Source organism: Streptomyces sp. NPDC034111 (assembly GCF_055575375.1).
Window position 1 is genome coordinate 45220 of the sequence record NZ_JBVIST010000031.1, and the last position, 11539, is coordinate 56758.

Genomic DNA, 11539 nt, shown 5'->3' on the forward strand with positions numbered 1-11539 from the left:
ATGTCCACCAAGACCGACACCCCCCGCGAACCGGAGCCCGGCACACCCGCCGTGGCCGGCGCGGGCAGCGATCTCGGCGCGGCCGGATCCCAGCTCTCCACCGCGCCCACCGAGGACACCACCGTCCCCGCGCTCGGCCCCGTCGGCTGGGCGCGCTGGTTCTGGCGGCAGCTGACCTCGATGCGGGTGGCGCTGCTGCTGCTCTTCCTGCTGTCGATCGGCGCCATCCCCGGCTCGCTGATCCCGCAGACCAGCATCGACCCGGTCAAGGTCGACCAGTTCAGGTCCGACCACCCCACCCTCGGCGACATCTACGACAAGCTCGGGATGTTCCACGTCTACAGCTCGGTGTGGTTCTCGGCGATCTACCTGCTGCTGTTCATCTCCCTGATCGGCTGCATCGTGCCGCGCAGCTGGCAGTTCGTCGGACAGCTCCGCGGCCGCCCGCCGGCCGCCCCGCGCCGGCTGACCCGGCTGCCCGCCTACACCACCTGGCGCACCGAAGCCTCGCCCGACGAGGTCCTCGACGCGGCCGAGCGGATGCTGAAGAAGCGCCGCTTCCGTGCCGACCGCACCGGCAGCGCGGTCGCCGCCGAGAAGGGCTATCTGCGTGAGGTCGGCAACCTCGTCTTCCACATCGCGCTGATCGTGATGCTGGTGGCGTTCGCCGTCGGCAGCCTGTGGAAGTCCGAAGGCGGCAAGCTGATCACCGAGGGCGACGGCTTCGCCAACAGCCTCACCCAGTACGACGACTTCAAGTCCGGTGCCTTCTTCGACACCGACACCATGGAGCCCTTCGGCTTCACCCTCGACAAGTTCGTCGCCACCTACGAGCGGTCCGGCCCCCAGAAGGCCACCCCGCGCATCTTCCGCGCCGACGTCACCTACTTCTCCGGCGCGGACGGCAAGGAGCACAAGACCTCGATCGAGGTCAACACCCCGCTCGACATCGCCGGCTTCCGGGTCTACCTGCTCTCGCACGGCTACTCACCGCAGGTCACCGTCAAGGACGGCCGCGGCAAGGTCGTCTACAAGGGCGCGGTGCCCTTCCTCCCGCAGGACACCAAGAACTTCACCTCCACCGGTGTGGTCAAGGTGCCGGGCGCGCAGACCAAGGACGGCAAGCGCAACCAGCTCGGCTTCCAGGGCTTCTTCGTGCCGACCTTCGGCGGCAGGGGCTCCGGCTCGATGTTCTCGCAGTTCCCGGCGCTGGATAACCCCCGCCTGGTACTGACCGCCTACCACGGCGACCTGGGCGTCGGCTCCGGACTGCCGCAGAACGTCTACCAGCTTCAGATGAAGAACCTCAAGCAGTACAAGCAGGACGGCCGGGCGGTCGCCGAGATGATGCGGCCCGGCCAGACGATGAAGCTCCCGAACGGCGACGGCAGCATCACCTTCAACGGCGTCAAGTCCTGGGCCAGCTTCAAGATCAGCCACCAGTCGGGCAACGGCCTCGCCCTGACCGGCGCGGTCGCCGCCCTGCTCGGCCTGGCCGGCTCGCTGTTCATCCAGCGGCGCCGGGTATGGGTGCGGGCCGAGGACAACGGGGCCGGCACCACCGTCGTCGAGCTGGCCGGCCTCGGCCGCAGCGAGTCCGCCCGGCTGCCGGAGGAACTCGCCGGCCTCGCGCTGGCCCTGGAGCCCGACGCCCCCCTCGCCCCGCACCCCGAAGACCCCGCGGAGCCCACCGACTCCGACGATCCTGCTGAACCCTCCGAAGGAGCGCGCGCGTGAACATCGCTGCCGCAGCCAACGAGACACTGGCGCACAACAGCAATGTCCTGGTCTATTCGGCGATGGCGATCTATACGCTCGCCTTCCTCGCGCACATGGCCGAGTGGGTCTTCGGCAGCCGCAGCAAGGTCGGCCGCACCGCCGCCGCCCTGACCGCCGAGGCGACACCGTCCGCGGCGGCCCCCGCCCAGGCGGCCCGGCAGGGCGGCGGCACCGCCGTACTGGAACGCCCCAAGGTCGTCACCAGGTCCGTCGCCGGCAGCCGCGATGTCCCCGACGGCCCCGGTGCCGCCGGCGGTACGGAGAAGGGCGACCTCTACGGACGGATCGCCATCTCGCTGACCGTGCTGTCCTGGGCGCTGCACGTCGGCGGCGTGGTCACCCGCGCCCTGTCCGTACAGCGTGCCCCCTGGGGCAACATGTACGAGTTCTCCACCACCTTCGCCGCGGTCGCGGTCGGCCTCTACCTGCTGCTGCTCGCGCTCAAGAAGAACGTCCGCTGGATCGGCCTGCCCCTGGTCACCAGCGTGCTGCTCGACCTCGGCCTCGCCGTCTCGGTGCTCTACACCGCCAGCGACCAGCTCGTCCCGGCCCTCCACTCGTACTGGCTGTGGATCCACGTCAGCTGCGCGATCATCTCCGGCGCCGCGCTCTACCTCGGCGCCGTCGCCACCCTGCTGTTCCTCTTCCGCGACCGCTACGAGGCCAAGCTCGCCGACCCGTCCGGCAAGCAGCCCGGCGCCTTCGCCGCCTCCGTCCTGGAGCGGCTGCCCGCGGCGGCCTCGCTCGACAAGTTCGCCTACCGCATCAACGCCACCGTCTTCCCGCTGTGGACGTTCACCATCATCGCCGGCGCCATCTGGGCCGAGGCCGCCTGGGGCCGCTACTGGGGCTGGGACCCCAAGGAGGTCTGGTCCTTCATCACCTGGGTCGCCTACGCCTGCTATCTGCACGCCCGCGCCACCGCAGGCTGGAAGGGCCGTAAGGCCGCCTGGCTCGGCCTGATCGCCTTCGTCTGCTACCTGTTCAACTACTACGGCGTGAACATCTTCGTGACCGGTCTGCACTCCTACGCCGGAGTCTGATCCACCGGCACCCCACGGTGCCGTACGGGCCGCCGGGCCCACCCCGAGCCCGGCCCGTACGGCACCGTCGTGCTTTCCCGAAGACGACGAACGGGCGCCGGGCCCCGGGCCTCAGCGCCGCTTGCGCCGCCCCCGCTCCTGCCACGGCTGCCGCTGCCCCGCCCCCGGCAGCGTCGGCTTCGGCAGATGCGCCACCTCCCACTGCGCCCGGGCCAGCTGCTCGGCGGTGTCGTCCGGCAGCCGCGGCGGCCGGTGCACCGCGCGGCGGAAACCGAACGCGGAGGTCAGATCGCCGAAGGCCTCCCGCCGCCAGTCGCTGATGTTCGGCTCCGCCACCCCCGTCCAGCGCTCCAGGAACTGCAGCACCGACGTGTGGTCGAACGGGTCTCCCGCCGCCCAGCCGCCCACCGTCCACGGCGACACGATCAGACACGGCACCCGGAATCCGCCCCCGATCGGCAGGCCCCCGACGAACTCGTCCTTCGTCCCCGGCGGCGGCACCGGCGGCGGCACATGGTCGAAGAGCCCGTCGTTCTCGTCGTAGTTGAGGATGAAGACCGTCTTGGCCCACACCTTCGGGTTGGACGCGATCGCCTCGATCTTCCGCGCGACGTAATCGGCACCGGCGGCCGGCAGATAGTCCGGGTGCTCGGACTGGTGGCTGGTGGGGATCAGCCACGACACCGCCGGCAGCCGGTCGCCGCGCGCATCGTCCTCGAACGTACCGGCCGGCTGCGACCGCACCCCGCGCTCGTACAGCGGCTCACCCGGCCCGGCGTCCCGGAAGGTCTGGAACTGCTCCAGCAGATTGCAGCCGTAGTCGTCCTCCTCCTGATAGACCTGCCAGCTGATACCGGCCGCCTCCAGCCGCTCGGCGTACGTCGTCCAGCGGTACGGCCGGGGCGCGGTGTTGTTCAGCACCGGACCGCCCAGCTTGCCGCCCGGGTCGAGGGTCCCGGTCATCCAGTACAGCCGGTTGGGCCAGGTCGGCCCGAAGACCGAGCAGAAGTAGTTGTCGCAGAGCGTGAACGCCTCGGCGAGGGCGAACTGGAAGGGGATGTCCTCACGGGTGTGATAGCCCATCACATACGGGCCGTTGACCCCGTCGGCCTTACGGTGCGCCGGCAGCCAGCGGTCCATCTTCCCGCCGTTCCACGCCTCGTGCTGCACCGACCAGGCGTGGCTGGTCGACGGGATCGCCTGGGCGCTGGAGGTATGGGTGTTGAGACGGAACGGCAGCAGATAGCCCTCCGGGTTCTGCGCGTCCGGCTGGTGGAAGACCGACCGGCCGTCCGGCAGCGTCAGCGCGTCCGGGTCGGCGAAGCCCCGGACGCCGCGCAGGGTGCCGAAGTAGTGGTCGAACGACCGGTTCTCCTGCATGAGCATGACGACGTGCTCGATGTCGTGCAGCGAACCGTGCCGCGCCGGTCCGGCGGCGACGGCCTTCTGGACACTGGGCGGCAGCAGTGACAGCGCGGCGGCGCCGCCGACCGCACCGGCCGCGGAGCCGAGGAGTCTGCGTCGGGTCATGTCGGGCATATGTGCCACTCTCCCTGAGTCGCGTGAGCCCTCAGTGGGCCGCACCGACTGTGGCGGCGGGAGAGTTACCCGGGCAGGGGACGGGGACCGAACGGTGCATCAAATGGCCGTGAACGGACGCGAGTTGGCCGGCCGTCCCGACGTCCCGTACGTCACCCGAAGCAGCGCCCGCCGGACCGTGCGGGGGCCGGAATGACGCGTGCGCGAAGCCGCTTCAGGACACGCGCCCAAGCCCCGGAGTTCCCCCGGGTGCCGGGTACGGGCGCTCCACCGGCAACAGCGCGGCGGCCCCCGCGGCATCCCCCGACCGCACCAGCGCATGGACCTCATGGGCAAGCGGAGTGACGTCCGTGATCGCCACCGTCCACTCGTCCGCGTACCGCCGCGACGCCTCACCTGCCAGCCCCAACTGGAGCGAACGGTACGGCAACGGCCTCAGGTGCAGATCACGCTCCGGATCCCACTGCACCCGCGCCGGCGAACCCGCCAACTGCCGCCGCCAGGCGTCCCGGTCGAGGTGCTCCTCCCGGTCGTAGTGCGACAGACAGGCGTGCCGCAGCGCCCAGTCGAAGCCCGCCCGGTCGATCTCGACGGCCAGCACCGTCTCCTGGTCGGCCTTGGCCCCCCAGCCGCAGCGGTACATCATCCACAGGAACGACGGCTTGATCCATGTCATCCGCTCCCGCTTCCAGGCCGCCGGGAACCGCCCGTCCCGCGCGGCCGGCACACCCAGCGCGGGCGCATACGCCTGATAGACCGTGACGGTCTCCTCGGAGTACAGCGCACGGATACGACGGACCGGCTCGGCGGGCTCTACGGGTACGGGGGCGTGCGCGCGGTCCGGTACCGGCACACCGGGGAGGGTGCTCATGACCGCATCCTGACGGAGCGCCCCGCGACCGGGCCACCGAATTGGCGGGTCCGCGCCGGCGCCCGGCTCAACCCTTGGCCGGCGGGGTGTCCTCCGGGCCGTTCGGGGCCTCGTCCTGCGAGCCCTGCTTGCGGCGCAGCTCCTCCTCGCGGCGGCGCAGATCCGCCTCCCAGTCCTTGAGCAGCGCCTCGTCCTTCGTGTTCTCTTCCTTCAGCGACCGCAGGAACTCCGGGTTGTCGTCCGGCGCCACCCACTTCGCACCGTGGTTGCGGTGCCACTCCGAAGGCGTACTGCCGCCACCGCCCGCCGGCTGCCGCTGCTTGCCCGCCACCAGCCAGGCGACCGGCCCGATCAGCACCTCTCCGAAGAGCAGGATGACGATCACCCACACCACCTTGGGCAGGCCGCGGACCTGCGATTCAGGGGTGTTGAGGCAGTCGATGAACGCGTAGATCCACAGCGCCAGCACCAGTAGGAACGGCAGATACCTGAGCATTGCGGAGCGGGCCCCCTGCACGCGACGGCGGGCCCTCGACGGGGCCCGGTGACCCGTCCAGGGTAGTGCGTACCCGATACTGGAACGCATGGCTTACGACGATCTCCGCTCGTTCCTGCGCGCTCTTGAGCGGGAAGGCGACCTCAAGCGCATCAAGGCCGAGGTCGACCCGTATCTGGAAGTCGGCGAGATCGTGGACCGGGTGCAGAAGTCCGGTGGCCCCGCGCTGCTCTTCGAGAACGTCAAGGGCTCGGCGATGCCGCTCGCCATGAACGTCTACGGCACCGACCGCCGCCTCCTGAAGGCGCTCGGCCTGACGTCGTACGAGGAGATCAGCGGCAAGATCGGCGGACTGCTCAAGCCCGAACTGCCCCAGGGCTTCGTCGGTATCCGCGAGGCGTTCGGCAAGCTCGCGGGCATGACCCACGTCCCCCCGAAGAAGGTCAAGGGCGAGAGCGCACCCGTCCAGGAGGTCGTGCTCCAGGGCGACGAGGTCGATCTGGACAAGCTGCCGGCGCTGTTCACCTGGCCCAAGGACGGCGGCTCCTTCTTCAACCTCGGGCTGACGCACACCAAGCACCCCGAGACCGGCGTACGCAACCTGGGCCTCTACCGCCTCCAGCGCCACGACAAGCGCACCATCGGCATGCACTGGCAGATCCACAAGGACAGCCGCAACCACTACCAGGTCGCCGCCCGGCGCGGTGAGCGGCTGCCGGTCGCCATCGCCTTCGGCTGCCCCCCGGCCGTCACCTACGCCTCCACCGCCCCCCTCCCCGGCGACATCGACGAATACCTCTTCGCCGGCTTCCTCCAGGGCAAGCGGATCGAGATGGTCGACTGCAAGACCGTCCCGCTCCAGGTCCCGGCGAACGCCGAGGTCGTCATCGAGGGCTGGCTGGAGCCCGGCGAGATGCTGCCCGAGGGCCCCTTCGGCGACCACACCGGCTTCTACACGCCCCAGGAGCCCTTCCCGGCCCTGACCATCGACTGTGTGACGATGCGTAAGCGTCCGCTGCTCCAGTCGATCGTGGTCGGCCGCCCGCCGACCGAGGACGGCCCGCTCGGCCGGGCGACGGAGCGCTTCTTCCTCCCGCTGCTCAAGATCATCGTCCCGGACATCGTGGACTACCACCTCCCCGAGTCCGGCGGTTTCCACAACTGCGCGATCGTCTCGATCGACAAGAAGTACCCCAAGCACGCCCAGAAGGTCATGCACGCCATCTGGGGCGCCCACATGATGTCGCTGACCAAGCTGATCGTCGTCGTGGACGCGGACTGCGACGTCCACAACCTCCACGAGGTCTCCTGGCGCGCCCTCGGCAACACCGACTACGCCCGCGACCTGACCGTCGTCGAGGGCCCCGTCGACCACCTCGACCACGCCTCCTACCAGCAGTTCTGGGGCGGCAAGGCGGGTATCGACGCCACGAAGAAGTGGCCCGAGGAGGGCTACACGCGGGACGGGGGCTGGCCGGACATGGTCGAGTCCGACCCGCGCACGGCGGCGCTGGTCGACCGCCGCTGGAAGGAGTACGGCCTCTCGTGAGCAGCGCATCCGCCGCCGTCCCGCAGCCCGGCCGCACCCGGGCGTTCCTGCGCCTGGTCATGATCGAGCACTCGGTCTTCGCCCTCCCCTTCGCCTACATCGCGTCCCTGACCGCGATGTACGAGGGGGACCGGACCATCCACTGGGGCCGGCTGCTCCTCGTCACCCTGGCCATGGTCGGCCTGCGCACCTTCGCGATGGCCGCCAACCGCATCATCGACCGCGAGATCGACGCCCGTAACCCCCGCACCGCCCAGCGCGAACTGGTCACCGGCGCGGTCTCGGTGAAGTCCGCGTGGACGGGCGCACTGATCGCCCTCGTCGTCTTCCTGGGCGCCGCAGCCCTGTTGAACCCCTTGTGCCTGGCGCTCGCCCCCCTCGCCGTCGTGCCGATGGTGGTCTATCCGTACGGCAAGCGGTTCACCAACTTCCCGCAGGCGATCCTCGGCCTCGCCCAGGCCATGGGCCCGGTCGGCGCCTGGATCGCGATCACCGGTGTCTGGTCCTGGGAGGCGGTGATCCTCGGCCTCGCGGTCGGCATCTGGATCGGCGGCTTCGACCTGATCTACGCCTGCCAGGACGTGGAGACGGACCGCGAGGTCGGCGTCCGCTCGGTCCCGGCCCGCTTCGGCATCCCGGCCGCGGTCCGGGGCGCGCGCGGCTGCCACCTCGTCACGACGGCCCTCTTCGTCTGGTACGCCCTGGCGACCGGCGCGGGCCCGTTCTTCTGGCTGGGCCTGCTGATCGTGGCAGCGGCCTTCGTGTACGAGCACACGATCGTCAAGCCGCATGACCTCACCCGGCTCAACCGGGCCTTCTTCCAGGTCAACGGGTTCATCGGGATCGCGCTCTTCGTGTGCGCGCTGCTGGATCTGCTGGTGCGGGGGTTGTCCGTCTGACGGGCGGTCGGCCGGCGGGCCGGGGTTGCCCCCAGGTGTCCGGGGCGGATCAGCCCTTGCTCAGCGGCCAGGCGATCAGGCGGGGGTAGGTCCAGAGTTCGCCGCGGGTGGCCTTGACCGTGGCGATGATGGCGCAGACCAGGCCGGATATGCCGTACGCGGCCATGATGGCGATAACGGTCAGCAGCGGGACCGCCAGGCCGGAGCCGTTGCGCTGGGCCTCCGTGGCGGCCGCGGTGAAGATGAAGGCGCTGGCGAAGTAGAGCACCGTGCCGAGCGCGGCCATGACGGCCTGGGTGATGCCGAAGTTCAGCGCCTGGGTGGCGTGGTGGCGGATGTACGGGTCGTGCTTGTGGCGGTCGTTGCCGCGGACGTTCAGCGGGAAGATCCAGCCGAGGAAGGCGCCCAGACCGCAGCACATCATCGAGCCGGCGGTGACGATCAGCAGCGTGCCGAGGTGGGCCCACATCGCGGGGCCCGTCGAGGGCGTGGACGGTGGCTGGGGGCCGTACCCGGGCGTTCCGTATCCGGGACTGCTGTATCCGGGATCGCCGTAACCCGTACCGCCGTAGCCGGGAGTGCCGTGTCCGGGTCCACCGGGGTATCCGTAGCCGGGCGTTCCGGCGTGCCCGTGGTCGTACCCGTGGCCCTGGCCGCCGGCGTACGGGTTCGGCCCGTACCCGGGCTGCTGGTAGTCGGACATGGTCTGCACACCCCCGTGTGAACTGCTTCGTGCTGCCGTGCGGTTGTCCGGCCTGTGCTACGTGAGGTTACGGGACAGGTCTGACAGCGGACGTGGCGGTGCGGGACGCGGACCGCTCCCGCAGGGCGAAGGCCGCCAGGACGCCGCCGATCAGGCCGAACAGATGGCCCTGCCAGCTGACGCCGCTGTCGGTGGGCAGGGCGCCCCACAGGATCGAGCCGTAGACCGCGCCGACGGTCAGGCCGATGCCGATGTCGAGGAGCTTGCGCTCGATGAAGCCGCGCACCAGGAGGTAGCCGAAGAGGCCGAAGACCACGCCGGAGGCGCCCGCGGTGTTGCTGTCCGGGGCGGCGGTCAGCCAGACGCCCAGGCCGCTGGCGAGGATGATCAGCGCGATGACGGCGAGGAAGCGGCGCAGTCCGCTGCGCAGTGCGGCGAGGAAGCCGAGCAGCAGCAACGGCAGGGTGTTGGCGGCCAGATGGCCGAAGCCGAAGTGCATGAAGGCGGCGGGGACCAGGTCCACCAGCTCGCCGGGGTCGCGCGGCTGTATGCCGAAGGTGTCCAGCGCGCCGCCGGTGACGAAGTCGACGCCCTCCAGCAGCCAGAGCAGCGCGACCCAGCCCAGCATCAGGCAGAGCGCGGGCAGCACTCGTCCGGCGGTCCGCCCGGCCGGTCGTCCGGCGGTCCATCCGGCCGTCGGCCCGGTGGTGTGTTCTGGCATCTCCGGCCGTCCTTCCCGTCCCCCGCGCGCGGCGGCCCCGGCGGGGCCCGGCGAGGGGCGCACAGGTAAGAACGGCCGTGACGGGGTCTGCGGTTCCGCCGGATAGGCTCGATGCGTGGAGCCGCCGCACAACAACACCAGCACGCAGGACCCGGGCCGCCGCCGTCCGTGGGTCGTGGGGATCTCCGGCGCGTCCGGGACGCCGTATGCGGCTTCCGTGGTGCGCGGGCTGCTCGCGGCCGGGGAGGCGGTGGATCTGATCGTCAGCCGGGCGTCGCGGCTGACGCTGCTGGACGAGACCGGGATCGCCTTCCGGGATGCTCATTGGCGCGCTGACCTGCGGGAATGGCTGGCGCGTGGGGCGGACGGCAAGCCGGCGACGTTTCCGGTGACGGACGCGGATCTGGCGCGGGTGCGCTACTGGGCGGCCGGGGATCTGGCGGCCGGCCCGTCGTCGGGCTCGTATCCGGTCAAGGGGATGCTGATCGTCCCGGCGAGTACGGCGTGTGTGGCCGGGGTGGCGCTGGGGCTCTCGAAGGACCTGCTCCAGCGGGTGGCGAGCGTGACGCTCAAGGAGCGGCGGCGGCTGGTGGTCGCGGTGCGGGAGACTCCGCTGAACGGGCCGACGCTGAAGCATCTGGTGACGCTGGACGAGGCGGGCGCCGTGGTGCTGCCCGCCTCTCCGGCGTTCTACGCGGGGGCGACGCACATCCAGGATCTGGTGGACTTCGTCGCGGGCCGGGTGCTCGATGCGGCAGAGGTGCCGCACGGGTTGTACCGGCGTTGGGAGGGGGAGCTTCGGGGTGGTTCCAAGGATGAGGAGGCCCCGGACGCTCCTACTGCTCAGTGAGTGCTCAGCGCTTCTTCGCTGCGACGGCGCGGCCGAAGCGGCGCCGGTTCCGCGGCTGTGCGGGCTTGTGGGCACGTGAACGATTGGCCTGGTCCTGGAGCTCGCGCATGCGGGCGTAGGCCATCTCGATCGAGTACACGGTCACAACTCCTGTGAGATCGTCTTTGATCGCGGGAAAGATTCGCAGGGTCTAGACCCTGTATGCCTTAGATTCTACATGCAGAACCCGAAAATGCGTAAAGATTGGAAGGCTTGAGGTCATGGACGCGGTGGACAGGCAGCTCATCCAGGCACTTCGCGAGAACGGCCGGGCCTCGTACGCGGAGCTCGGACGGCTCGTGGGCCTCTCCGGGCCCAGCGTCACGGACCGGATCAACCGCCTCGAAGCGGCCGGTGTGATCACCGGCTACCGCGCGACGGTCGACGCCGCCTCGCTGGGCCTCGGCGTCACCGCACTGGTCGGCATCTCGCTCTCCGACGCCACCGACCACGAGGACGTCGCCCACCGGCTGCGCGACCTCGCCGAGATCGAGGACTGCTGGTTCATCGCCGGCGACGACTCGTACATGCTCAAGGTGCGGGTGGCGGACGTCGACGGCCTGGAGCGCACCATCCGGCGACTGTCCGGCACCAAGGGTGTCTCCCGTACGCGCACCACGATCGTGCTCTCCACCAAGTGGGAGAACCGCGTCGGCGAGCTGCCCGAAGAGGCCGAATAGGCCACCACGACGGCCGGCACGGTGGAGCGGACGGGTGCGCCAAGGGGGCCCCGTCCCTCTCCATGACGGGGGAGTAGGCTCGGCAAAGCTCGTTTTACGCATCGAACCGGCTGAGACACGGGCTGAAAACGGCTAGAGACACGCCTGGTGACACGGCGGAGACTGGGAGGCGACCGGATGGCTGCGTCGATGGATGTGGGCCTCAAGCGTGAGCTGGAGGCGAAGGTCCACGCCGGGGAGCGGCTGACCCGCGAGGACGGTATCGCCCTCTACGAGTGTGACGACCTGGCGTGGCTGGGCGGTCTGGCCCACGAGGTGCGCACCCGTAAGAACGGCGATGTCGTGCACTTCAACGTCAACCGTCATCTGA

12 protein-coding genes and 1 pseudogene are annotated in these 11539 nt (G+C 70.2%); 7 read left to right on the forward strand and 6 right to left on the reverse strand.

The annotated features are described in order from the left end of the window. Together resB and ccsB are read left to right on the forward strand one after the other, a co-directional pair. Nucleotides 1–1737: a cytochrome c biogenesis protein ResB gene (gene resB / locus ACZ55A_RS36300; protein WP_468849248.1), complete on the forward strand. Its 1737-nt coding sequence runs from the start codon at nucleotides 1–3 to the stop codon at nucleotides 1735–1737. Beyond that, complete coding sequence (gene ccsB / locus ACZ55A_RS36305; protein ID WP_468849249.1) at nucleotides 1734–2822, forward strand: c-type cytochrome biogenesis protein CcsB; 1089 nt, start codon at nucleotides 1734–1736, stop codon at nucleotides 2820–2822. The genes resB and ccsB overlap by 4 nt, the downstream gene beginning before the upstream one ends. A 111-nt stretch (nucleotides 2823–2933) precedes the next feature. On the opposite strand, the gene ACZ55A_RS36310 is transcribed toward ccsB, so the two are convergent. From ACZ55A_RS36310 to ACZ55A_RS36320, 3 genes are all read right to left on the reverse strand, one after another. After that, nucleotides 2934–4361 (reverse strand): alkaline phosphatase family protein, encoded by a 1428-nt coding sequence (locus ACZ55A_RS36310; protein ID WP_468849251.1) that lies wholly within the window; start codon nucleotides 4359–4361, stop codon nucleotides 2934–2936. 214 nt (nucleotides 4362–4575) lie between these two features. Beyond that, complete coding sequence (locus ACZ55A_RS36315; protein WP_468849252.1) at nucleotides 4576–5232, reverse strand: DUF4291 domain-containing protein; 657 nt, start codon at nucleotides 5230–5232, stop codon at nucleotides 4576–4578. Nucleotides 5233–5299: 67 nt separating this feature from the next. Continuing rightward, the gene (locus ACZ55A_RS36320; protein WP_468849254.1) at nucleotides 5300–5728 is read right to left on the reverse strand and encodes a PLD nuclease N-terminal domain-containing protein; all 429 of its coding nucleotides are present in this window, start codon (nucleotides 5726–5728) and stop codon (nucleotides 5300–5302) included. Between the two features lie 88 nt (nucleotides 5729–5816). On the opposite strand from ACZ55A_RS36320, the gene ACZ55A_RS36325 reads away from it, so the two are divergent. Continuing rightward, nucleotides 5817–7277 (forward strand): menaquinone biosynthesis decarboxylase, encoded by a 1461-nt coding sequence (locus ACZ55A_RS36325; protein ID WP_468849256.1) that lies wholly within the window; start codon nucleotides 5817–5819, stop codon nucleotides 7275–7277. Beyond that, on the forward strand, nucleotides 7274–8176 hold the full coding sequence (mqnP, locus tag ACZ55A_RS36330; RefSeq protein WP_468849260.1) for a menaquinone biosynthesis prenyltransferase MqnP: 903 nt from the start codon (nucleotides 7274–7276) through the stop codon (nucleotides 8174–8176). The genes ACZ55A_RS36325 and mqnP overlap by 4 nt, the downstream gene beginning before the upstream one ends. Nucleotides 8177–8225: 49 nt before the next feature. On the opposite strand, the gene ACZ55A_RS36335 is transcribed toward mqnP, so the two are convergent. Continuing rightward, nucleotides 8226–8879: a magnetosome magnetite crystal formation protein family gene (locus tag ACZ55A_RS36335; RefSeq protein WP_468849262.1), complete on the reverse strand. Its 654-nt coding sequence runs from the start codon at nucleotides 8877–8879 to the stop codon at nucleotides 8226–8228. A 67-nt stretch (nucleotides 8880–8946) separates the two neighbouring features. Beyond that, nucleotides 8947–9600 (reverse strand): rhomboid family intramembrane serine protease, encoded by a 654-nt coding sequence (locus tag ACZ55A_RS36340; RefSeq protein WP_468849264.1) that lies wholly within the window; start codon nucleotides 9598–9600, stop codon nucleotides 8947–8949. Between the two features lie 115 nt (nucleotides 9601–9715). On the opposite strand from ACZ55A_RS36340, the gene ACZ55A_RS36345 reads away from it, so the two are divergent. Continuing rightward, the gene (locus tag ACZ55A_RS36345) at nucleotides 9716–10450 is read left to right on the forward strand and encodes a UbiX family flavin prenyltransferase (RefSeq protein ID WP_468849266.1); all 735 of its coding nucleotides are present in this window, start codon (nucleotides 9716–9718) and stop codon (nucleotides 10448–10450) included. A 4-nt stretch (nucleotides 10451–10454) separates the two neighbouring features. Here ACZ55A_RS36345 and ACZ55A_RS36350 read toward each other — a convergent pair whose 3' ends face one another. After that, nucleotides 10455–10589: a hypothetical protein gene (locus ACZ55A_RS36350; protein ID WP_468849268.1), complete on the reverse strand. Its 135-nt coding sequence runs from the start codon at nucleotides 10587–10589 to the stop codon at nucleotides 10455–10457. 121 nt (nucleotides 10590–10710) lie between these two features. Here ACZ55A_RS36350 and ACZ55A_RS36355 point away from each other — a divergent pair, with 121 nt between their 5' ends. Beyond that, entirely contained in the window at nucleotides 10711–11169 is a 459-nt protein-coding gene (locus tag ACZ55A_RS36355) for an Lrp/AsnC family transcriptional regulator (protein WP_468849270.1), read from the forward strand. A gap of 189 nt (nucleotides 11170–11358) precedes the next feature. Further along, nucleotides 11359–11539: pseudogene (locus tag ACZ55A_RS36360) on the forward strand (aminofutalosine synthase MqnE); the annotation flags it as partial.

What these genes read in the sequence shown, in the direction of transcription:
- resB (WP_468849248.1), top strand. Translation starts at nt 1, where the DNA reads ATGTCCACCAAGACCGACACCCCCCGCGAACCGGAGCCCGGCACACCC.
- ACZ55A_RS36310 (WP_468849251.1), bottom strand. Translation starts at nt 4,361, where the DNA reads ATGCCCGACATGACCCGACGCAGACTCCTCGGCTCCGCGGCCGGTGCG.
- ACZ55A_RS36315 (WP_468849252.1), bottom strand. Translation starts at nt 5,232, where the DNA reads ATGAGCACCCTCCCCGGTGTGCCGGTACCGGACCGCGCGCACGCCCCC.
- ACZ55A_RS36320 (WP_468849254.1), bottom strand. Translation starts at nt 5,728, where the DNA reads ATGCTCAGGTATCTGCCGTTCCTACTGGTGCTGGCGCTGTGGATCTAC.
- ACZ55A_RS36325 (WP_468849256.1), top strand. Translation starts at nt 5,817, where the DNA reads ATGGCTTACGACGATCTCCGCTCGTTCCTGCGCGCTCTTGAGCGGGAA.
- ACZ55A_RS36335 (WP_468849262.1), bottom strand. Translation starts at nt 8,879, where the DNA reads ATGTCCGACTACCAGCAGCCCGGGTACGGGCCGAACCCGTACGCCGGC.
- ACZ55A_RS36340 (WP_468849264.1), bottom strand. Translation starts at nt 9,600, where the DNA reads ATGCCAGAACACACCACCGGGCCGACGGCCGGATGGACCGCCGGACGA.
- ACZ55A_RS36355 (WP_468849270.1), top strand. Translation starts at nt 10,711, where the DNA reads ATGGACGCGGTGGACAGGCAGCTCATCCAGGCACTTCGCGAGAACGGC.